Raw genomic sequence first — 21,691 nt, forward strand, 5'->3', positions numbered from 1 at the left:
CCACGACGGCCGCCCGACTAACCTCGGGCGGCCTGTTGCTGAAAGGCGCCCGGAAGCGCCATCCATCAACCAGCCGGCCCCCACCGGACTGGCCTGAATGCCGAGGAATCCTCCGCACATGCAAGCGAACGTAGGCGCCATCGCCTCCTCCGTGCCCCAGGAAGCGCGCGCCAAGCGCGACGCCCTGCACGACCGCCTGTTCAGCTGGCTGCTCAAGGGCTGCGCCCTGCTGGTGCTGGCCTGCCTGCTCGGCGCCGCTGGCGCCACCCTGTGGGGCGGCCGCCACGCGTTCGGCACGTTCGGCTGGCACTTCCTGGTCAGCGATGCGTGGGACCCCAGTTCCGACACCTACGGCGCGCTCGTGCCGGTGTACGGCACCATCGCCACCTCGTTCATTGCGCTGTTGCTTGCCGTGCCGGTGAGTTTCGGCATCGCGCTCTATCTTTCCGAAGTGGCGCCGCCGTGGCTGCGCACGCCGGTGGCCTCGGCCATCGAACTGCTGGCCGGCATCCCTTCGATCATCTACGGCATGTGGGGCTTGTTCATCTTTGCGCCCTTCTTCGCCGACCATATCAAGCCGTGGTTGACCAACTACCTCGGCGACAAGCCCGACGACGGCAAGCTGTCGTGGGTGGCGCAGCACGTGCCCTTCGTCGGCAAGCTGTTCGGCAGCGACTACCCCTTTGGCGCCAGCATCCTCACCGCGGGCATCGTGCTGGCGGTGATGATCATCCCGTTCATTTCCTCGGTGATGCGCGAAGTGTTCCAGACGGTGCCCTCGCGCCTGAAGGAATCGGCGTATGCGCTGGGTTCGAGCACCTGGGAAGTGTCCTGGGACATCGTGCTGCCGTACACGCGTTCGGCGGTGATCGGCGGCATCTTCCTCGGCCTGGGCCGCGCGCTGGGCGAGACGATGGCGGTGACCTTCGTACTCGGCAATGCGATGAAACTGTCGCCGTCGATTCTCGATCCGGGCGCGTCCATCGCTTCCACCATCGCCAACCAGTTCAGCGAGGCTGCGGGCCTGCAGAAGTCCACGCTGATGGCGCTGGCCTTCCTGCTGTTCGTGGTGACCTTCATCGTGCTGCTGATTGCGCGCTGGATGCTGCGACAGATGGCCCATAAGGAGGGTCGCTGATGGCCACCGGTTCGAGTCTCTACACGCAGCGCCGCATCAAGAACATCATCGCGCTGTCACTCAGCGTGGTGGCTACGCTGATCGGCCTGATCTTCCTGGCGTGGATCCTGTGGGAAACGCTGCGCCAGGGCATCGGTGCGCTGCGCCCGCAGCTGTTCACCAAGATCACCGCCTATGGCGAGGATGGCGGCCTGCTCAACGCCATGGTCGGCAGCCTGACGGTGAACATGATCGGCATCGTCATCGCCACGCCGATCGGCGTGCTCGCCGGCGCATGGCTGGCCGAGTACGCCAGCGGCACCAAGCTGGGCGAGTCGATCCGCTTCCTCAACGACATCCTGCTGTCGGCGCCATCGATTGTGCTGGGCCTGTTCGTGTACACCATCGTGGTGCTGCCGAGCACGGCGCTCACCGACGGTTCCACCACCTTCTCCGGCTGGGCCGGCGGCATTGCGCTGGCGCTGATCGCCCTGCCGGTGATCGTGCGCACCTCCGATGAAATGCTGCGCCTGGTGCCTTCCACCCTGCGCGAGGCCTCGCTGTCGCTGGGCATTCCGCAGTGGAAGCTGACCACGCAGATCCTGATCCGCGCCGCACGCTCGGGCATCATCACTGGCGTGCTGCTCGCGCTGGCGCGCATCAGCGGCGAAACCGCGCCGCTGCTGTTCACCGCGTTCGGCAACAACTATCTGACCTTCAACCCGTCGGACAAGATGTCCAGCCTGCCGCAGGTGATCTACCAGTACGCCAACGACCCGGGTGAAGGCCTGCACGCCATCGCCTGGGCCGGTGCCTTCGTGCTCACCATGTTCGTGCTTTTGCTGAGTCTTGCCTCCCGTCTGGTCCTTTCCCGCAACAAGGTGTCCCATGACTGAGTCCGCCGCCGCCGGCATCCACCCGCAGTCCGCGGCCACGCACGCTCCGCTTGCGCCGACCAAGATCAAGGTGCGCGACCTGCACTTCTACTACAACGGTTTCCATGCGCTGAAAGGCATCAACATGGACATCCCGGAGAAGAAGGTCACGGCCATCATCGGCCCCTCCGGTTGCGGCAAGTCCACGCTGCTGCGCATCTTCAACCGCATCTATGCGATCTACCCCAAGCTCGAGGCCAAGGGCGAGATCGTGCTGGACGAGGAGAACATCCTCGATTCGCGTTATTCGATGAACCGCCTGCGCAGCAAGGTCGGCATGGTGTTCCAGAAGCCGGTGCCGTTTCCGATGACCATCTTCGAGAACGTGGCCTACGGCATCCGCCACCACGAAAAGCTCTCGCGCGCCGACATGGACATCCGCGTCGAACAGGCGCTGCGCAGCGCCGCGCTGTGGGACGAGGTGAAGGACAAGCTCAAGCAGAGCGCGCTCGGCCTCTCCGGCGGCCAGCAGCAGCGCCTGTGTATCGCGCGTGGCATCGCGCTGAAGCCTGAAGTGCTGTTGCTGGACGAGCCGACCTCGGCGCTCGACCCGATCGCCACCGGCCGCATCGAGCAGCTGGTGGAAGAACTCAAGAGCGAGTACACCATCGTCATCGTCACCCACAACATGCAGCAGGCGGCCCGTTGCTCGGACCTCACCGCCTTCATGTACCTGGGCGAGCTGATCGAATTCGACCGCACCGAACAGATCTTCACCAAGCCGGGCAAGAAGCAGACCGAGGATTACATCACCGGTCGCTTCGGCTAACCGTTATGCTCCCTCTCCCCTCCGGGGAGAGGGCTGGGGTGAGGGGTCACGAAACCTCACCCTCCCCTACTGGACTCACAAGAGAATCCAAATGAGCGGCAGCAGCAAAGAACACATCATCAAGAGCTACGACGACGAGCTGACCCGTCTCACCGGCGAAATCGTCCGCATGGGCGAGCTTGCCGTGAGCCAGCTGGAAGCCGCCATCGACGTGATCGACCGCCGTGACGAGCGCGCTGCGCAGCACGTGGTCAACAACGACGACGCCATCGACCTGCTCGAACAGGAAATCAGCCACGACGTGGTGCGCCTGCTCGCGCTGCGCGCGCCGATCGCCGGCGACCTGCGCAACGTGTTCGCCGCGCTGCGCATCGCCGCCGACATCGAGCGCATCGGCGATTACGCCGCCAACGTGGCCAAGCGCTCCATCCCGCTTTCGATGGTGGCGCCGGTGAGCCCGACCAATGGCCTCGGCTACCTGGCCGAGCTTGCCGCGCAGGAAGTGCGCGACGTGTTGATCGCCTACCGCGACCGCGATGCCGAGCGTGCCTACCAGGTGTGGAAGGACGATGCCGAGCTGGACGAAGCCTATACCGGCTACTTCCGCCAGCTGCTCACCTACATGATGGAAGATCCGCGCAACATCACGCCCTGCACGCACCTGCTGTTCATGGCCAAGAACATCGAGCGCATCGGCGACCACGCCACCAATATCGCCGAGAGCATCTGGTATCAGGTCAATGGCGAGCCGCTCACGGCGCAGCGCGCCAAGCGCGACTTCACCTCCAATCCTGAGCTGACCAAGCTGGGCAACAAGCCCGAGTAAGGCAACGAGCTGTGCTGTGGGAGCGCACCCTGTGCGCGACTGCCTCGGTTCGCCGACCGGCAGTCGCGCACAGGGTGCGCTCCCACAATGGTTTCTATCGCCTTGTCAGTGCGCGCCGCCGGTAAGCTTCAATCCCAACATCCCCAGCACCACCAGCCCTACGCAGGCCAGCCGCAACGGCGAGGCCGAATCGCCAAACAACACGATGCCCAGTATCACCGCGCCCACGGCGCCGATGCCGGTCCAGATCGCGTAAGCCGTACCGATCGGCAGGCTCTTCACCGCCATAGCAAGCAGCACGATGCTGGCGAGCATCGCCGATGCCGTGATCACGCTCGGCCACAGCCGCGTAAAGCCTTCGGTGTATTTCAGTCCAATCGCCCAGACCACTTCGAGCAGTCCGGCGAGCATGAGATAAATCCAGGGCATGAGGCGCTCCTCTGGATGAGAGCAGGGCCGTCCCCGCTAAAAGCACTTGCGTGCGGGGCCGTCCCCGCAGACCGGTTCCATTGCAGAACCGGTCCCGCCATTTTACCGGCAACGCCTGAATGCAGCGTCAGGGCGTGAACTTGCTGCCTAGCTCGCGGGCTTCGCGGCGTGCCCGGGCCGAATGCACGATGCCAAAGATGCCGATGGCGATCCACGCCACCTCCATCAGCAACGCGGGCCAGTTGATCGCCACGCCAAACAGCAGCGACAACACCACGCCCAGCGCGCCAAACACGTTCATCAGCTGATAGACCAGGCCATTGCCGTGCAGCTTGCGCGCCTGCAACAGCAGGAAGGACGACAGCACCAGCACCACGCCGATATAACCGGCCCAGTCATACCAGAAGAATGTCATCGCTTTTCACTCCTTTGCCGCAATGCCTCGAACAACACGATGCCCGTCGCCACGGACACGTTCAAACTTTCCATCACGCCCGGCATCGGAATCTGCGCCACGAAATCGCAGGTCTCGCGCGTCAGGCGGCGCATGCCCTCGCCTTCGCTGCCCAGCACGATGGCCACCGGGCCACGCATGTCGATGCTGTAGACGGAGGTCTGTGTATCGCCGGCCAGGCCGGTGATCCACACGCCGGCATCTTTGAGCGTGCGCAGCGCACGGGCCAGATTGGTCGCAGCGATCAGCGGCACGCGATCGGCGCCGCCCGCCGAGGCGCGTCGCACCACGGGCGTCAGGCCGACGGCGCGATCCTTGGGCACGATCACCATGGTCGCGCCCGCCGCCGCCGCGCTGCGCAGGCAGGCGCCGAGGTTGTGCGGATCGGTGACGCCATCGAGCACCAGCACCAGCGCGTTCTGCCCGGCCTCGGTGAGAAGCCGCTCGATGTCGTTTTCCGAAGCCATCGGCGGCGCTTCGTAACGCGCCACCACGCCCTGGTGGCGGGCCTCGCCCGACACGCGGTCGAGCTCATCGCGCGAGCGATGATGCACGGGAATATTCAAAGCCTTGGCGCGGGTCGCCAGCTCCTGCACGCGCGCATTGCGCTGGCCTTGTTCCACCAGCACTTCGCGTACGCGCGCGGCGTCGTTGCTCAGCGCGCCTTCGACCGGGTTGATCCCGACGATCCAACTGTCACTCATCGTTTGCCTTTCTTCTTTCCAGCTGTCGGTGCGTTCGTGGTGTCTTTCGGCGCAGAGGCTTTCGCCTTGCGGCCCTGGGCGGCCGCCTTCGCCTTGGCGAAAGCCCCCTTGGCAGCGGCTTTGGCCTTGGCAAAGGTGCCCTTGCCAACCGGCGCCTTGTCGCCGTCACGCGTGGCGGACTTGCGATCCGCTGGCGGCAACGACGGCAGGGACGCCGCAGGGGTGGGATTATCGCGCGCCGCGGGGCGCTCCGTCCCGCGTTTGGCCTTGGGCAACGAGTAGCGATCCCCGGCTGCAGCGTAGTTGTAGCGGCGCTCGCCGCTGGGTGGGGCCACGCCCTCCTTGCCTTCCTTGCGCGGCGTGACCAGGCGGAAGTCGATCTTGCGGTCTTCCAGGCTGGCCCGCAGCACCTGCACGCGCACGTGATCGCCGAGGCGGAACTGCGCGCCGCTGCGCTCGCCCTTGAGCAGGTGACGCACCGGATCGAAGTGGTAATAGTCGTTGGAAAGCTGGCTGATATGCACCAGCCCCGACACCTTCGAGTCGTCCAGCTCCACGAACAAGCCGAACGAGGTCACACCGGTGACGGTGCCGTCGAACTCGCTGCCCACATGCTTGGACATCCAGGCGCACTTGAAGCGCTCGTCCACATCGCGCTCGGCCTCTTCCGCACGACGCTCGCGCTGCGAGCAATGCACGGCCATCGCGGCCATCTCGCTCGGTGTGTAGCTATACGCAGTGGGCTTGCCGCCGGCAACGGCGTAGCGGATCGCCCGATGGACCAGCAGATCCGGATAGCGGCGGATCGGCGAGGTGAAGTGCGCGTACGCCTCCAGCGCCAGGCCGAAGTGGCCGCGGTTATCCGGCTGATACGCCGCCATGCTCTGCGAGCGCAGCAGCACCGACTGGATCAGCTCGCGCTCGGGGCGGTCGTGCACCAGGCGGAGAATGTCTGCGTAATCACCCGGCGTCACTTCCTCCACCGGCGGCATGCGCAGCTTGAATTCGCGCAGGAAGTTCTGCAGGTCTTCGTATTTCTCGGCCGGCGGCGGTTCGTGGGCACGGAACAGCGCGGGGATCTTTTTCTTTTCGAGGAACAAGGCCGCCTGCACGTTGGCGGCGATCATGCATTCCTCGATCAGCTTGTGCGCATCGTTGCGCTCGGTGGCGCCCATCGATTCCACTTCGCCGCGCTGGTCGAGGCGGAATTTCACCTCGGGCGTTTCAAAGTCGATCGCGCCACGCCGCTTGCGCTGCGCCGCCATCAGTTTGTAGAGGCCGTGCAGATGCTCGATCTGCGGCATCACATCGGCCAGCTCGTGGCGCGCATCGGCATCGTTGAGGCCAATGGCCTGCCACACGCGGTCGTAGGTCAGGCGCGCATGCGAACGCATCACTGCGTTGTAGAACTTCGAACGAACGACCTCGCCCTCCTCGTTGACCACCATGTCGCACACCATGCACAGGCGTTCGACCTTGGGGTTCAACGAGCAGATGCCGTTGGACAACGTCTCCGGCAGCATCGGCACTACGAAGCCGGGGAAATAGGTGGACGTGCTGCGCTCGTAGGCTTCCTTGTCGAGCGCCGAGCCCACCTTCACGTAATGCGAGACGTCGGCAATGGCGACCACCAGGCGATAACCGCCGCCGCGCTTGGGCTCGGCAAACACCGCATCGTCGAAGTCGCGCGCATCGGCGCCATCGATCGTCACCAGCGGCAGCGAACGCAGATCCACCCTGCCTTCGCGCTCGGCGGCGGTCACCTGCGGCTCGACCTGGGCCGCGTCGCGTATCACGGCTTCGGGCCAGTCGTGCGGCAGGTCGTGGCTGGCAATCGCCATCTCCACCAGCAACGACGGCTGCAGGCGTTCGCCGAGCACCGCGCGAATGGCACCCATTGGGCCGCGATGCGGCGTCGGCGGGTCGGTGATCTCGGCCACCACGATCTGGCCGGAACGGGCGCCCATGTCCTGACCGGGCACGATCATCACGTCCTGGTGCACGCGACGGTCATCGGGCGCGACCAGGGTGACGCCGTTCTCGATCACCACGCGACCGACCAGTCGCGGCGAGCGGCGTTGCAGCACTTCGACAATCGCGCCCTGCTTGCGACCGCGCCGGTCGATGCCGACCACGCTGGCCAGCACGCGGTCGCCGTGCAGCACGATGCGCATCTGCTGGGGCGAGAGATACAGATCATCGCCGCCGCCATCAGGACGCAGGAAGCCGTAGCCCTCGGCGTTGGCCAGCACCACGCCCTGGATCAGGTCCAGCTTGTTGGCCGGCGCATAGCCGCCGCGACGCCCCAGCAGCAGCTGGCCGTCGCGCACCATGGCGCCGAGGCGCTTGCGCAGGGCATTGAGTTCGTATTCGTCGAACAGCGACAGCGCTTCGGCCATGCGCGCTTCGGTCAGCAATTCGCCGCGTTGTTCGAGCAGCGCGAGGATCGCCTCGCGGCTGGGGATGGGGCGCTCGTAACGCTGCGCTTCGCGCTCCGCGTGCGGGTCACCCACCACGCCCTCGCGCGGGCGGCCTGGTTCTACCGCCGAGCGCCGGCCGCGGCCACTGCCGCTCTTGGCGTTCTTGGGCGCGGGCGCCTTGGAACCCGGCTCCGGCTTGCTGCTGCGCGGTTCTTTTTTTCTGGTCACTTCCTATGCCTTTTTAGTTGGTTTTATGGGGCTTGCGGACCCGAGGAGTGTCGGTCCGAAAAAAATCCGTGAAAGGATAGTTGACAACCCACCGACACATGCCTAATCTACGCGGCTCACGCAGCCCAAAAAGCTCACGTGACACCTGCCCAGGTGGCGGAATTGGTAGACGCACTAGTTTCAGGTACTAGCGGGTAAAACCGTGGAGGTTCGAGTCCTCTCCTGGGCACCAATTGTAGACGAAGCCCGCAGCGATGCGGGCTTTTTCGTGCCTGGCGTTTACAGGCGCATGCGACACGCCACGCGCATTCACTCAGTCACGCGCAGCGCATGTAGTCCGCCCGCGAGCGAATACACGTTCTGCCTGCCTTCGTCGCGCAGCAGACGCGCAGCATGCCCGCTGCGCCGGCCGCTGGCGCAGACCAGCAGATAACGGCCCTCGATGAATTCTCCTGCCCGTTCGCCGACTTGAGACGAGGGCACGTGCATCGCGCCAGCGACCGGCATCGGATCGCTAACCAACTCGTCGGCCTCGCGCACATCCACCAGCTGATAGCCCGCGGCGATGGCGTCGTCGAGTCGATCGAACGCCAGGTCGACCTCCTGCTCGTCCAGCGAACGGGCCAATGCGCGACGCGCCACCTCGATGCAACCGCCATGCGCGGCGCAGCCGTTGGCCACATCGATCGGCAAGTGCTGGATGCTCAGGTCGATCAGATTCACCAGCGACAATGCGCCAGCGTTCGGCTGCGGCAAGCCGAGCAGATATTTCAGCGCTTCAGTGGCCTGCATCGCACCCAGCACGCCGGGCACCGGACCGAGCACGCCTGACAGCACGCAACTGCCTACCGATTCCGGCGATGGCTCCTGCGGCCACAGGCAACGCAGACAGGGCGCACCCGCTTTGGCCGCCACCAACTGCAGCTGGCCTTCGTATTGATAAATGCTGGCGAGGATCAAAGGCGTGCCGCTGATCAGGGCAGCGTCGCTGCTGAGATAGCGGCTGCGCATATCGTCGGTGCATTCGATTACCAGATCGAACTGGCCAAACACATCGACTGCATTGCCGGCATCCAGCGGCTGTGTCCACACCTGCACTTTGACCGTCGGATTGAGCGCCGTCACACGGCGCGAAGCGAGCTCGGCCTTCAACTGGCCGATGTCGTGCGCGTCGTACATGGTCTGCCGATGCAGGTTGCTCGCATCCAGGCGATCGCCATCCACGATGCCCAGCGTGCCGATGCCCGCACCGGCGAGATAACTGATCACCGGACAGCCCAGACCACCGGCGCCGATCACCAGCACGCGTGAGGATGCGAGCTTTGCCTGCCCTGCTTCGCCAACTTCGCGCAGCCGCGTCTGGCGCGAATAGTCGGGAACGAAGGGTGCGGCATGCGCATGGCGATGATGGTGATGAGCTTCGTGCTCATGCTCGCGGTAGACATGCGTGCAGGCGACCCAGTCCGATTCTCCGGTAACGTAGTGTTCCTTCTTCCAGATCGGCAGCCGGTGCTTGATCTCATCGATGATGTAGCGGCAGGCGCGAAACGCTTCGTCGCGGTGTGGCGCGGAGGCGCCGACCCATACCGCCATATCGCCGATCTTCAGATCACCCGTGCGATGGACGCAACGGGCGTCCGTGACGCCGTAACGTTCGACGGCCTCGGCGACGATGCGCTCGCCTTCGGCCATGGCGAGTTCCGCATAGGCTTCGTACGACAGCCCGTCGACCTCGCGCCCTTCGTTGCTGTTGCGCACCCAGCCTTCAAACGCGCAATAGCCGCCGCTGGCCGGATGGCGCAGCCGGTCGCGCTGGCCATGGGTATCGACGATCGTGCTGGCAAGTTCGAAACGGCTCATCCGCCAGCCACCGGTGGAATGAAGACGATGGTGTCGCCGTCGCGCAGCGGGCGCTCCCATGCGCTGAACTGCGCGTTCACCGCCACCTTGAGTGCATCGGCCGCCAGCGAGAAGCCTCGGGCGATACGCAGCTCCTCATACAGCTCGCGCAGCGAACCCGCCATGGTATCGACCTGCTCGGAACTGGTGCCGGCCTGCTCGCGCAATTGCGCGTAGTACTGGAGGTTCACCACGGTCATGCCAAAGACTCCAGACGTTGCTGCATGGCTTGCCGTTCCTCGGGTGTATTGACGTTGTCCAGCGCATCGCCTGGCGCGGGCAACAAAATGATGTTGGATTGCATCAGTGCCTTGCGCGGGCAATAGCTGCCGTTCTCGTAGCGCTGCCGCAGCAGTGCGTGGCTGCGTGGTTCCCAGATGGCGCACAGCGGTTCGGGCAGACCGTCATGGCTGCTGGCGAACACGGTGGCATCGGCTTGCGGATCGCGTGCGTCGATCAGGCGACGCAGCGTGTCGTTGTCCAGCAACGGCAGGTCGCAGGCCAGGACCAGCCATGCGGCATCGGGATGACGTTCCTGGGCGGAGAGGATGCCGGCGACCGGCCCCACCGCGTCGTAGCTGTCCACGATCTGCGGCAGCGTGGCGCGCAAGGCGTCGTCGCGCTGGCTCTCGCGCACCGACACAAACGCGCGCTCGGTCACCGATTCAAGCAATCGCCACGCGCGCAATAACTGCGGCTCGCCTTGATAGTCCAGCGCGGCCTTGTCCTGGCGCATGCGCTGGCTCGCGCCGCCGCTCAGGAGCAAACCGTAAAGCGGAGCCGGTGTATCGCTCATGCTCGCTCCGTCGTCGAAAAATCCTGCTTGCCGCCGCTCTTGGCGACCAGCCGCACTTCATGGATGACGATGTCGTGGGACATCGCCTTGCACATGTCGTAAATGGTCAGCGCAGCGATGCTGGCGCCGGTGAGCGCCTCCATTTCCACCCCGGTGCGGCCGTTGCAGGACACGGTGCAGTCGATCAGTGCGTGCACGCCTTCCATGCGGATGCTGACGTCGCACTTGTCGATGCTCAGCGGGTGGCACAGCGGAATAAGTTGCGGCGTGGCCTTGGCGCCCATCACGCCGGCGATCTGCGCCACCGTGAGCACCGCGCCCTTGGGCGTGACATAGCCCGCCTCGTGCAGTCGCGCGGCCACCTCGGCAGGAAACGTCACCCGTGCGCTGGCCTGAGCCGAACGGCGCGTGATCGCCTTGGCGCCGACATCGACCATGCGCGGCTGCTGCTCGTCGTCGACGTGGGAAAGCTGGGTGGGCGTGGCTGTCACTACTGACTCCGAAGGCGGCGGCTAAGGGGGATTATCGGCCTGCCGCGGGCGAGTGGAATTAAGAAACCGTCTACGTCACGGTGCTTTCAGGATATTTAGCCCCCGATGTAATGCATTTCGATCTTCCGTGGCGCCTTGCCATGGTGCTCCGCCCGCTCCTCGCTGTAGCGGTCGTGACGGCCCAGCCAGGTCTGGCGCAGCAGTTCGGTCAGCGCCTCGTCGTTGGCGCCCGCACGCAGGGGGCCCCGCAGATCGGCGCCCTGGGTGGCGAACAGGCAGGTGTAGAGCATGCCTTCGGACGACAGGCGCGCCCGCGTGCAGCCGCCGCAGAACGGCTGGCTGATGGAGGAGATCATGCCGATCTCGCCGGCTCCGTCTTCGAAGCGATAGCGCGTTGCCACTTCGCCGGCGTACTTGGGCAGCACGGCGCGCAACGGCCAGCGCGCGTGGATGCGCTGGACGAGCGCCGCCGAGGGCACCACGTCATCGGCGTGCCAGTCGTTGCGATTGCCCACGTCCATGTATTCGATGAAGCGCACCACGATGCCGCTGCCGCGAAAGCGTTCCAGCAGATCGATCACCGTGTGCTCGTTCACGCCACGCTGCACCACCGTATTGAGTTTCACGCCGTGCGGAAAACCGGCGTTCTGCGCGGCCCCGATGCCGGCAAGCACATCGTCCAGCGCGCCACGCCCGCCGCTCATGCGGTGGAACAGCGCGGGATCAAGCGTGTCGAGGCTGATAGTCACGCGGTCGAGGCCGGCATCGCGCAATTCGTCGGCGTGCCGCGCAAGCAACACGCCGTTGGTGGTCAGCGCGAGATCGGTGATGCCATCGAGTCGACGCAGCCGTTCCACCAGCTCGGCCAGATGCGGCCGCAGCAAGGGCTCGCCGCCGGTAAGGCGCAGCTTGCTCACCCCCAGCGTCGCCGCCAGCCGGCACAGGCGTTCGATCTCATCGAAGCTCAGGCGCTCGTCGTTGCGCAGAAAGTTGAAGTGCTCGCCATAGGTCGATTCGGGCATGCAATACGGGCAGCGGAAATTGCAGCGATCCATCACCGAAATGCGCAGGTCGTGCAGCGAACGGCCGAGCTGGTCGACCGGCCATGCCGAGGTCTGGTTGAGACTGTTGATCGCGCTCATCTCACCACCGATAAAACGCCGCCACGCTTCCCGCAGGCGCCTTGCCCTGGCCGGGCGGCAACTGCACGAATCCCTGCGTGCGCGGCAACGAGGAAAAATCACCCGAGGTCTTGGACGGTACCGGATACGCCATCAACCGTCCCTGAGCATCCGATTGCACGCGCGCTGGCATGAAGCTCGCCAGCTGCGGGTTGACGTCCACGTCGCTGTCCAGGCAGACCCATTCCGGCGCCGGGGCGAGCAGACCCTGCGCGGCGAGCAACGCCGGGCGTGCATAGCGCGTGGCGCATACCAGCGCGGAGACCGGATTGCCGGGCAAGGCGAACACTGCCTGGCCGCGCGGACCGACGCCAAACCACATCGGCTTGCCTGGCTTTTGGGCAATGCGATGAAACACCTTGCGCACGCCTTGTGCCACCAGCGCCGCGGGCACATAGTCGCGCTGCCCCATCGAGACGCCGCCAGACAGCAGCAGCACATCATGGCGCTCCAGCAGATGGGCAATGCGCTCGCCGGTGACGGCCTCGTCGTCGACGATATGCTCCATCACCACGCGCGCGAACCCATCCAGCCGCAAGGCGGCGCGCACCGCGCTGTCGTTGGAGCGGCGGATCTGCCCTTCGCCCAGCGGCGCGCCCACCTCCACCAGTTCATCGCCGGTCGACACGATGGCGATCGACGGCATCACCGCCACCTCTACGCTCGCCACGCCGTTGGCCGCCAGCAAGGCCATTTCGGCCGGCCCCAGGCGCATCCCGGGCGACAGCAGCAGGCTTCCCTGTGCGCAATCGGCAGCGCGGCGATGGATGAACTGCCCGGCCACCGGCGCGCAGTCGTCGGACAGCACATAGTCCTCGCCGTCGCGCCGCAGTTGCTCGATCGGAATCACGCCATCGGCGCCCTCGGGCAGCATCGCGCCGGTGGTGATTTCAAGACAGTCGTTGCCGGAGGGCAGCACTTGCCTGCGCATGCCGGCCATCTGTGCGCCCGCTACGTGCAGGCGACGGGGCATGGGGGCGGACCAGCGGATCGCGATGCCGTCCATCATCACGCGGTCGAACGGCGGATGATCGTGTTCGGCGTGCACCGGCTGTCGAAGTACCCGTCCCACCGCCTCGTCCAAGGGCACGCGCTCGCTGCCAAACGAGGGCATATGTTCGGCGATCAGGGCTTCGGCTTGGCTGACGCTGGTCAATTCGCTCATGGTTTGGATCATGCAAAGAAGGGTGACCGCATGGGGTCGAGCATAGCGCGCCTCTCAGATTCCCAGCGCAACGGCTTTCACCTGCGCCCAGGCGTTGCTGCCGGGCGGCAGGCCCAGCGCATGCCATGAACGCCGCGTGATGCGGGCCAGCAACAGGCAGCCGCCGGCGTCCAGTTGCACCAGCACCTGGGAGGAGTGTCCGGCGTCCACGGCCGCGACGATCCGGCACGGCAGCTGGTTGAGCGCACTGGTGCCGGTCTGCGGTGCGGTGCTCAACACCACGTCGCGGGCGCTGATGCGGCAGCGCAAACGCTGCCCCACGCGTTCGTGGCGATAGGGCAACCACAGGCGTCCGCCAGCAAAAGCCAGCTCGATCAGCTGGTCGTGGGCGTCGTAGGCGACCACCTCGCCTTCGATCACGGCTCCCACCGCATCGCCCAGGGCCGGCGGCAGGTCCAGCCGGGTCAAGGTGTCCTGCAGGCCGCCCTGCGCCACCACATGGCCCGCTTCCATCAGCACCAGATGGTCGGCCAGCCGGGCGACTTCGTCCACGTTGTGGCTCACGTAGATCATCGGCACCTGCAGCGTGGCATGCAGGGATTCCAGGCATTCCAGCAAGTCCGTGCGGGCCGGACCGTCGAGCGCGGACAGCGGCTCGTCGAACATCAGCAAGGCCGGATCCGAGAGCAGCGCACGCACCATCGACACACGCTGGCGCTCGCCGCCGGACAGGCCGTCGACGCGACGCTCCAGCAAGGGCCGCAAGCCGAAGCGGTCGATCAGTCCGTCGCGATCCAGATGCGCCGGGCGTCCGGCGCGGCGAAAACCAAAATCCAGATTGCCCGCCACCGAGTGATGGGTGAACAGACTGGCTTCCTGGAACACGTAACCGATGCGCCGTTTATGCGGCGGCACGAACACCCGATGGCTGCTGTCCTGCCACACCGTCTGCCCGAAACTCACCCGGCCGACGGCCTCGCGCTCCAGCCCGGCGATCGCGCGCAAACAGCTGGTCTTGCCGGCGCCGGAGGGGCCGAACAAGGCGGTGATGCCCCGCGGCGGCAGGGTCAGCTCGAACTCGAATGCCAGCGCGCCGCGGCGCCAGGCGAGCTTGGCGTCGAGTCCCAGCTGGCTCTCGCCAGGCCGCTCAGTCACGCGCCTGCCTGCGGGTACGCAACAGCGACATGGCAAGCAAGGCGGCAAACGACACCACCAGCAGGCACAGCGACAGCACATTGGCCTGGTGGTATTCGCCCGCCTGCACATGGTCGTAAATACGCATGGACAGCACGCGGGTCTGGCCGGGGATATTGCCGCCGATCATCAAGACCACGCCGAACTCGCCCACTGTGTGCGCAAAGCCAAGCACGGCGGCCGTGATCACGCCGGGCAAGGCCAGCGGCAAGGCCACGCTGAAGAACCGATCCAGCGGACTGGCCCCCAGGCAGGCGGCCACTTCCAGCGGCCGTTCGCCCACCGCTTCAAATGCGTTGTGCAGCGGCTGCACCACGAAGGGCAACGAATACAGCATCGAGGCCACCACCAAGCCCTGGAAGGTGAATGGCAAGGCTGCCAGGCCAAGCGCAGCAAACGCACGCCCCACCCATCCATCGGGCCCCAGCAGCATCAGCAGATAGAAACCCAGCACGGTCGGCGGCAGCACCAGGGGCAAGGCCACCACGGCAGCGATCGGACGCCGCCAGCGCGAGCGCGTATGCGCCAGCCACCAGGCCAACGGCACGCCCAGCACGAGCAGCAACACGGTGACGGTGGTCGCCAGTCGCAGGGTGAGGCCCAGTGCCTCGATGTCCGCTTCGGTCAACAGGGCCATAAGGGGCGCTCAGTGCGCGGCGTCTTCCGGCAGGTTGAAGCCGTAGCGCGAAAGAATCGCCTTGGCTGGCGCACTCTGCACGTAGCGCGCAAAGTCTTGCGCGAGCGCATTGTTCGCGCCGCGCTGGGTGATCACGAAACTCTGCTTGAGCGGGTCATAGAGCGCGGGCGGCACCGGCTCGAAACTGCCTTTGACCGACGATCCGAGCACCAGCGATTCTGCCACCAAGCCGACCTGAGCGTTGCCGCTTTGCGCGAACTGCGCGGTCTGCGCGATGTTGTCGCCAAACACCAGGCGCGGCTGCACTTTGTCCCACACGCCCGCAGCACGCAGCGCCTGTTCGGCACGCTTGCCATACGGGGCGTGCTGCGGATTGGCGATGGCGATGCGGCCGAACCGGGACTGCGCGAGATCAGCCACCTGCACGCCCTTCATGTCGATGCTGGCGCTCCACATCACCAGGTGACCGAGCGCATAAGGCACCGGCGTACCGCTCGCCTTGCCATGCTCGACCAGTTGCTGCGGATAGCTGCTGTCGGCCGAGAAAAACAGCTCGAACGGCGCGCCCTGCTCGATCTGCGTGGACAGATTGCCCGAGGAGCCATAGACCACCTCGACGCGGCTATCGGGATGCTCGTGCCGATACGCCGCCACGACATCGTCGAGCGCCTGATGCAGGTCCGCCGCAGCTGCGACCGTGATGTGATTGTCGGTAGCGGCCGCCATCGACATCGACGATGCCGTTACCGACGCCAATACCAGCAGGCCCTGCCAAACTCGACGCATCATCGTGTCATTCCTGATCGTGGCGGCCGATGCAACGGCCCAAGACTAGCCCAAGCGTAACCAGCGTCATGTCAACGCTACTGCCTCGGCGCGCGACGATGGCGGACGCTGTCGCGCACGTCGACATCGAACAGCAGCTCCAGCGGATCGCCCTCCCCGCTTTCCAGCTGGAAGGTCAAACCCTCCCGCGTGGGCAGGCTGGCGGCATGGGTTCGCACCAGGGCTTGTGGGAGGTCGATCGACCAGGCGTCGGGCTGGCCGCTGAAACGAGCGGCCTCGCTGGCCACCGCCTTGAGCGTGCACGACAGCGACAGACTGCTGGTGAAACGGGTACGCGATACCAGGGGCTCGCCAGCGAGCAGTCTGGATAACTCCTCTTCGCCGATACGCACGCGCAGGCTTTGAGCTTCGATCTGCAGTTTCACGATGCGACTCCCGTTTGATCCCATCCAGCGTCCGGGTGCAGGCTGGCGACGGTCACCAATGCGCCGGCCGCCACCTCGACGGCATCCTGCTCGACCACCACCCAGGCGTTGGCCTGAGCGAACGGCTGGATGCGGAAGGGTTGCTGCTGCGCCAGCACGTGCGCGTGAAGTCGTCCCTGCTCATCCTGCGTCACCGAGGCGCGCAGGAAGTGACGCAGGCCCGGCTTGAGTTGTTGGGGCGTGTCCAGCACCGCTCGCCACAAGGGTTCCCGGGCTTGTCCGCGCATCGCGCGCACCACCGGATCGATCAGGAAGCGCAGGCCCACGGCCACGGCCATCGGCGTGCCCGGCAAGGCAAACACCAATGCATCCCCCAGCACCGCCGCAAGTTGCGGCTTGCCAGGGCGGACCGCGAGCTTGTGGAAAAGCACCTGGGCACCGAGTTTCACCAGGGCATCCGGCACGAAGTCGTAGCGCCCCATGGACACGGCGCCCGTACTGACGATGAGATCCACGCCTGCCTGCTGTGCACGCTGTACGGCGGCAACAAAGGTGTGGCTCGTATCGTCCACGGTTTCGCACGACCACACCTGCACGCCCATCGCCGCAAATGCGCCAACCAGATAGGGCCCGTTGGAGCCATAGATCTGGCCATCGCCCAGCGGCTGGGTCAGATCGTCCTGCAACTCCTTGCCCGTGCAGATGATGGCGACGCGCGGCGCGCGCAGCACCTCCACCTGGGCCACACCCAACGCCACCAGCAGCATCAGCTGACTGGCCTGGATGCGCGTGCCCGCCTTGATCACCACCGCGCCCTTGGCCACGTCGCTGCCGGCGTAGCGCACATTGGCTTGGGGCGCGACGTCGTCGAGCAGCCGGATGCGTGCAGGCGAACCATCATCACGACGCTCCAGCAGCGCCGTGCGTTCCACCGGCACCACCGTGTCCAGCCCCTGCGGAAGTCGGGCGCCAGTCATGATTTCCCAGGCCATGCCAGCCGAGGCGCGCGAAACATCGCCAGCGGCCTGCGAGCCCTGCACCGCATGCTCGCTGCCGGCAGTCAACGGATCGGCCGCGTGAAGCGCATAGCCGTCCATTGCGGAGTGATCGAACGACGGCAGGTCCATCGGGCTGACGACATCGGCCGCAAGAACTTTGCCCAAGGCATCGGCGGTCTTGCATGACTGCGCCGGCAACGGCCGCACGTGCCGAAGTAGCTCAAGCAGTGCGTCGTCGTAACCGATCATGCGGAAGGCTGGCCTGCGGCAGAGTGAAGTCGCTACATGCTCGGCGTGGTGCGCATCACATTGCAAGAGTTCGATGCGCCTCGGCTGTCACAATCCGTTGCGTTGCAGCAACACAGTTGGTGCCACCTTGGCATAGTTCAGGTTCAAAGAAGATGTGTACGACCATGGTCGGGTGGCGCGACCGACATGGCGGCTCTAAACATCGCGTCTGCCATCCGGCCGCATGGCCGACGACAACCGGGGGAGATGCTCATGGTGGGTGTATCGGAAACCGATGTCCTGACTACGGCCGACACTAAGTCGGCCGTGTTGTCCCGAGAAAGCACGATTGCCGGGCCTCGCTTCAATCGCTGGCTGGTACCGCCGGCGGCCCTGGCCATCCATTTGAGCATCGGCATGGCCTATGGCTTTTCCGTGTTCTGGCTGCCGATGACCAAACTGGTGACGGAAGCGGACCCCGCGACCTGCGCCAAGCTGGGTTTTCTTGCGCAGCTGTTCACCACCGCCTGCAACTGGACGGTGCCGGCGGTCAACCACATCTTTGAAACCTTCATCGCCATGCTCGGCATTTCGGCGGCGATCTGGGGCGCATGGCTGGAACATGCCGGTCCGCGCAAGGCCGGTTTCATTGCCGCCCTGTGCTGGGGCGGCGGCCTGATCGTCGGCGGCATCGGCGTGTCGATGCATCAGTTATGGCTGGTCTATCTAGGAGCAGGCGTGTTAGGCGGCATAGGCCAGGGATTGGGTTACATCACACCCGTCTCGACCCTGATCAAATGGTTCCCGGATCGACGGGGCCTGGCCACCGGCTTCGCCATCATGGGTTACGGCGGCGGCGCGATGATCGGCGCCCCGCTGGCCGTGGCGCTGATGAAGAAGTTCTCCATCGGCGACGTACCCGGCGTGTCGTCCGCACTGATGTGCATGGGTGTGATCTACCTGGTGGCGATGGTCGCCGGCGCCTTCGGCTTCCGCGTGCCGCCGTCGGGCTGGCGTCCGCTGGGCTGGACGCCGCCGGCGGCATCGACCAACAAACTGATCACCCATCGCCACGTGCATCTGAACCGCGCCTGGAAAACACCGCAATTCTGGCTGATCTGGATGGTGTTGTGCATGAACGTCACCGCTGGCATCGGCGTGCTGTCGATGGCCAGCCCGATGTTCCAGGACGTGTTCGGCGGCAAGCTGCTCGGTCTCGATGCCAGTACGGCGCTGAGCGTGGCGCAAAAGGCCGCCATCGCCGCCTCGGCGGCGGGCCTGGTCGGCCTGATCAGCCTGTTCAACAGCCTTGGACGCATCGCCTGGGCCTCGACCTCGGACTTCATCGGCCGCAAGACCACTTACTTCATCTTCTTTGCGCTGGGCATCGCGCTTTATTGCTCGCTGCCGACCCTGGGACACATGGGCCTGGCGGGCATGTTCGTCATCGCGGTTTGCCTGATCCTGTCGATGTACGGCGGCGGCTTTGCCACGGTGCCGGCGTATCTGTCGGATATTTTTGGCACCCAGATGGTGGGCGCGATCCACGGTCGCCTGCTCACCGCATGGTCGGTGGCGGGCATTGCGGGGCCCTTCCTGATCGCCGCGGTGCGCCAGGCGCAACTGGATGCGGGCGTGGCCAAGAATCTGGTCTACGACCGCACGCTGTATATCCTGGCCGTCCTGTTGCTGGTGGGCATGATCTGTAACCTGCTGATCAAGCCGGTCAAGGAAACTGCGCTGATGAGCGATGCGGAACTTGAGCACGAAAAGTCCCTGCAGCACGAAACGCCCGCCATGTCGGCCCGCGCACAGGAAGCAGCGCGCGGACCGTTCGGTGTCGTCGGTGCGGCGTCCTGGGCCTTGGTTGGCATTCCCTTCCTGATCGGCGTATGGATAGCGATCACCAAGGCTGCTGCACTGTTTTAACGCATAGAGAATTTGATTGATGAAACGCGCGGTTACAGGCTCGTCGTTGCCGGATATTCCCGAATCGGTCCGGGTCGTCGTGCTCGAAGTCACAGGGCGCCTGAAGGATTTGCCAGGTGCCCTGCTGCCGGTGCTCCACGGCATTCAGGACGCGCTCGGTTATGTACCTGAAGCCGCCGTGCCCCTCATCGCCCGCGAGATGAATCTCTCGCGGGCTGATGTGCATGGCGTCATCAGCTTCTATCACTACTTCCGGCAGCAGCCGGCGGGCAAGCACGTGATCTATCTGTGCCGTGCCGAGTCGTGCCAGGCGATGGGCGCCGTCACGCTGGAAAAACACGTCAAACAGCGCCTGGGCGTAGACTTTCACGAGACGACCCAGGACGGCCGCTACACGCTGGAGCCGGTCTACTGCCTAGGCAACTGCGCGTGCTCGCCGGCCATGATGGTGGATGGCGAGTTGAAGGGTCGGGTCACGCCCGAACGTTTCGATGCGTTGCTCGCTGCGGAGGTTTCATGAGCTTCACTGTTTACGTGCCACGCGATGCGAGCGCTCTTTCGTTGGGCGCTGAAGCCGTGGCCGTCGCCATCGCTACCGAAGCCCAGCGCCGGGGCGTCGACGTCCATATCGTGCGCAATGGTTCACGCGGCTTGTTCTGGCTGGAGCCGCTGGTCGAAGTGGCGACATCGGAAGGACGCATCGCCTACGGTCCAGTGCAGGTCGAAGACGTCGCAGCACTGTTCGATGCCGACTTCCTGCATGGCGGCGCGCACGCACTCGCGCTTGGCCTCACCGAATCCATTGATTATCTGAAGAACCAGCAGCGCCTCACCTTCGCACGCGTCGGCATCGTCGATCCGCGCAGCCTTGACGACTATGTGGCGCACGGCGGCTATCGCGGACTGGAAGCGGCGTTGCGCATGAGCGGCGCCGAGATTGTGCAGACCGTGACCGATTCGGGCCTGCGCGGCCGTGGCGGCGCGGCCTTTCCCACCGGCATCAAGTGGAAGACCTGCCTGGACGCGCCGGCCGTGCAGAAATACGTCGCCTGCAATGCGGATGAAGGCGACTCGGGCACCTATGCCGACCGCATGATCATGGAAGGCGACCCGTTCGTGCTGATCGAAGGCATGACCATCGCTGGCATCGCGGCGGGCGCCACGCGCGGCTACATCTATCTGCGTGTCGAGTATCCGCATGCGCACCATGCGCTGAAGGAAGCCATCGCTGCCGCCGAGGCGAACGGCTATCTCGGCGACAATGTGCGCGGCAGCGGCAAGGCCTTCCACCTGGAAGTGCGCCTTGGCGGCGGCGCGTATATCTGCGGCGAAGAAACCTCGATGCTGGAGTCGCTGGAGGGCAAGCGCGGCCAGGTGCGCGTGAAGCCGCCGCTGCCGGCCATCCATGGACTGTTCGGCAAGCCCACGGTGATCAACAACGTGGTCACGTTTGCTTCCGTACCCATCATTCTCGACAAGGGCGCTGACTACTACCGCGACTACGGCAGCGGCCGCTCGCGTGGCACGCTACCGATCCAGCTGGCCGGCAATCTCAAGCGGCCCGGACTGGTGGAGCGTGCTTTCGGGCTTAGCCTGCGCGAACTGATCGAAAGCTACGGCGGCGGCACCGCCAGCGGCCGACCGGTGCGCGCGGTGCAGGTCGGTGGCCCGCTCGGCGCCTATCTTCCTGCATCACAGCTCGATGCACCGATCGACTACGAAGGCTTTGCTGCCATCGGCGGCATGCTCGGCCACGGCGGCGTGGTGGTGTTCGACGACACAGTGAACATGGCGGCCCAGGCGCGCTACGCGATGGAGTTCTGCGCGATCGAATCCTGCGGCAAGTGCACGCCATGCCGCATCGGTTCCACCCGCGGCGTCGAGGTGATCGATCGCCTGCTCACCAGCGACAATGCCGGACGCCAACGCGAGGAAGTGCTGCTGCGCGACCTCTGCCAGACCATGGTGGCAGGTTCGCTGTGCGCACTCGGCGGCATGGCGCCCTTCCCCGTGATGAGTGCGCTGGACCATTTCCACGAAGATTTCGCGGGCTCCGCCGACACGGCAGCCTGAGGAGGTA

General features: G+C 65.4%; 22 protein-coding genes and 1 tRNA gene. 8 read left to right on the plus strand and 15 right to left on the minus strand.

The window, feature by feature from the left end; translation table 11 throughout:
• Positions 1–118: 118 nt before the first annotated feature.
• The 4 genes from pstC to phoU all read left to right on the plus strand — a co-directional run bounded on the left by pstC (position 119) and on the right by phoU (position 3,647).
• Positions 119–1,138, plus strand: coding sequence for a phosphate ABC transporter permease subunit PstC (pstC, locus tag AC1DE1_RS03810; RefSeq protein ID WP_441603515.1), 1,020 nt, complete (start codon positions 119–121; stop codon positions 1,136–1,138).
• Complete coding sequence (gene pstA, locus AC1DE1_RS03815; protein ID WP_441603516.1) at positions 1,138–2,013, plus strand: phosphate ABC transporter permease PstA; 876 nt, start codon at positions 1,138–1,140, stop codon at positions 2,011–2,013. The genes pstC and pstA overlap by 1 nt, the downstream gene beginning before the upstream one ends.
• The gene (gene pstB, locus AC1DE1_RS03820) at positions 2,006–2,821 is read left to right on the plus strand and encodes a phosphate ABC transporter ATP-binding protein PstB (protein WP_121879214.1); all 816 of its coding nucleotides are present in this window, start codon (positions 2,006–2,008) and stop codon (positions 2,819–2,821) included. The genes pstA and pstB overlap by 8 nt, the downstream gene beginning before the upstream one ends.
• Positions 2,822–2,912: 91 nt before the next feature.
• Entirely contained in the window at positions 2,913–3,647 is a 735-nt protein-coding gene (gene phoU, locus AC1DE1_RS03825) for a phosphate signaling complex protein PhoU (RefSeq protein WP_121879212.1), read from the plus strand.
• 105 nt (positions 3,648–3,752) lie between these two features.
• Here phoU and sugE read toward each other — a convergent pair whose 3' ends face one another.
• The 4 genes from sugE to rnr form a co-directional block, all read right to left on the minus strand.
• Positions 3,753–4,076 (minus strand): quaternary ammonium compound efflux SMR transporter SugE, encoded by a 324-nt coding sequence (sugE, locus tag AC1DE1_RS03830; protein WP_477175879.1) that lies wholly within the window; start codon positions 4,074–4,076, stop codon positions 3,753–3,755.
• 127 nt (positions 4,077–4,203) lie between these two features.
• Positions 4,204–4,491, minus strand: a complete 288-nt coding sequence (locus AC1DE1_RS03835) for a CBU_0592 family membrane protein (RefSeq protein WP_046970454.1) — start codon at positions 4,489–4,491, stop codon at positions 4,204–4,206.
• Positions 4,488–5,234 carry a 23S rRNA (guanosine(2251)-2'-O)-methyltransferase RlmB gene (gene rlmB / locus AC1DE1_RS03840; RefSeq protein WP_441603518.1) on the minus strand — a complete coding sequence of 249 codons (747 nt, stop codon included), beginning with the start codon at positions 5,232–5,234 and terminating at the stop codon, positions 4,488–4,490. The genes AC1DE1_RS03835 and rlmB overlap by 4 nt, the downstream gene beginning before the upstream one ends.
• Complete coding sequence (rnr, locus tag AC1DE1_RS03845; RefSeq protein ID WP_477175880.1) at positions 5,231–7,882, minus strand: ribonuclease R; 2,652 nt, start codon at positions 7,880–7,882, stop codon at positions 5,231–5,233. The genes rlmB and rnr overlap by 4 nt, the downstream gene beginning before the upstream one ends.
• Positions 7,883–8,029: 147 nt before the next feature.
• On the opposite strand from rnr, the gene AC1DE1_RS03850 reads away from it, so the two are divergent.
• A tRNA-Leu gene (locus AC1DE1_RS03850) sits at positions 8,030–8,114 on the plus strand.
• A gap of 77 nt (positions 8,115–8,191) precedes the next feature.
• On the opposite strand, the gene AC1DE1_RS03855 is transcribed toward AC1DE1_RS03850, so the two are convergent.
• The 11 genes from AC1DE1_RS03855 to AC1DE1_RS03905 all read right to left on the minus strand — a co-directional run bounded on the left by AC1DE1_RS03855 (position 8,192) and on the right by AC1DE1_RS03905 (position 17,703).
• Positions 8,192–9,742 carry a ThiF family adenylyltransferase gene (locus tag AC1DE1_RS03855; protein ID WP_477178901.1) on the minus strand — a complete coding sequence of 517 codons (1,551 nt, stop codon included), beginning with the start codon at positions 9,740–9,742 and terminating at the stop codon, positions 8,192–8,194.
• On the minus strand, positions 9,739–9,981 hold the full coding sequence (locus AC1DE1_RS03860) for a MoaD/ThiS family protein (RefSeq protein ID WP_477175882.1): 243 nt from the start codon (positions 9,979–9,981) through the stop codon (positions 9,739–9,741). The genes AC1DE1_RS03855 and AC1DE1_RS03860 overlap by 4 nt, the downstream gene beginning before the upstream one ends.
• Positions 9,978–10,577, minus strand: a complete 600-nt coding sequence (locus tag AC1DE1_RS03865; protein ID WP_477175883.1) for an NTP transferase domain-containing protein — start codon at positions 10,575–10,577, stop codon at positions 9,978–9,980. Before AC1DE1_RS03865 ends, AC1DE1_RS03860 begins: the two co-directional genes overlap by 4 nt.
• Positions 10,574–11,068 carry a cyclic pyranopterin monophosphate synthase MoaC gene (moaC, locus tag AC1DE1_RS03870; protein ID WP_477175884.1) on the minus strand — a complete coding sequence of 165 codons (495 nt, stop codon included), beginning with the start codon at positions 11,066–11,068 and terminating at the stop codon, positions 10,574–10,576. The genes AC1DE1_RS03865 and moaC overlap by 4 nt, the downstream gene beginning before the upstream one ends.
• Before the next feature lie 95 nt (positions 11,069–11,163).
• Entirely contained in the window at positions 11,164–12,210 is a 1,047-nt protein-coding gene (gene moaA / locus AC1DE1_RS03875; protein WP_477175885.1) for a GTP 3',8-cyclase MoaA, read from the minus strand.
• Between the two features lies 1 nt (position 12,211).
• Positions 12,212–13,414: a molybdopterin molybdotransferase MoeA gene (locus tag AC1DE1_RS03880; protein WP_477175886.1), complete on the minus strand. Its 1,203-nt coding sequence runs from the start codon at positions 13,412–13,414 to the stop codon at positions 12,212–12,214.
• A gap of 54 nt (positions 13,415–13,468) precedes the next feature.
• Positions 13,469–14,569 carry a molybdenum ABC transporter ATP-binding protein gene (modC, locus tag AC1DE1_RS03885; protein WP_477175887.1) on the minus strand — a complete coding sequence of 367 codons (1,101 nt, stop codon included), beginning with the start codon at positions 14,567–14,569 and terminating at the stop codon, positions 13,469–13,471.
• Complete coding sequence (gene modB / locus AC1DE1_RS03890) at positions 14,562–15,245, minus strand: molybdate ABC transporter permease subunit (protein WP_477175888.1); 684 nt, start codon at positions 15,243–15,245, stop codon at positions 14,562–14,564. The genes modC and modB overlap by 8 nt, the downstream gene beginning before the upstream one ends.
• 9 nt (positions 15,246–15,254) lie before the next feature.
• Positions 15,255–16,034, minus strand: coding sequence for a molybdate ABC transporter substrate-binding protein (gene modA, locus AC1DE1_RS03895; RefSeq protein WP_477175889.1), 780 nt, complete (start codon positions 16,032–16,034; stop codon positions 15,255–15,257).
• Between the two features lie 74 nt (positions 16,035–16,108).
• On the minus strand, positions 16,109–16,456 hold the full coding sequence (locus AC1DE1_RS03900; RefSeq protein ID WP_441603528.1) for a DUF7009 family protein: 348 nt from the start codon (positions 16,454–16,456) through the stop codon (positions 16,109–16,111).
• The gene (locus AC1DE1_RS03905; RefSeq protein ID WP_477175890.1) at positions 16,453–17,703 is read right to left on the minus strand and encodes a molybdopterin molybdotransferase MoeA; all 1,251 of its coding nucleotides are present in this window, start codon (positions 17,701–17,703) and stop codon (positions 16,453–16,455) included. Before AC1DE1_RS03905 ends, AC1DE1_RS03900 begins: the two co-directional genes overlap by 4 nt.
• Positions 17,704–17,955: 252 nt before the next feature.
• On the opposite strand from AC1DE1_RS03905, the gene AC1DE1_RS03910 reads away from it, so the two are divergent.
• From AC1DE1_RS03910 to AC1DE1_RS03920, 3 genes are read left to right on the plus strand one after another with little or no spacing between them, the layout of a single operon-like run.
• Entirely contained in the window at positions 17,956–19,611 is a 1,656-nt protein-coding gene (locus tag AC1DE1_RS03910) for an OFA family MFS transporter (RefSeq protein WP_477175891.1), read from the plus strand.
• 19 nt (positions 19,612–19,630) lie between these two features.
• Positions 19,631–20,131 (plus strand): formate dehydrogenase subunit gamma, encoded by a 501-nt coding sequence (locus tag AC1DE1_RS03915; RefSeq protein ID WP_477175892.1) that lies wholly within the window; start codon positions 19,631–19,633, stop codon positions 20,129–20,131.
• A complete protein-coding gene (locus tag AC1DE1_RS03920) occupies positions 20,128–21,684 on the plus strand; it encodes a formate dehydrogenase beta subunit (RefSeq protein ID WP_477178902.1) in 1,557 nt (518 codons plus the stop codon). Before AC1DE1_RS03915 ends, AC1DE1_RS03920 begins: the two co-directional genes overlap by 4 nt.
• Positions 21,685–21,691 lie beyond the last annotated feature (7 nt).

The sequence above is a fragment of the Dyella sp. 05T440 genome, from assembly GCF_056395965.1.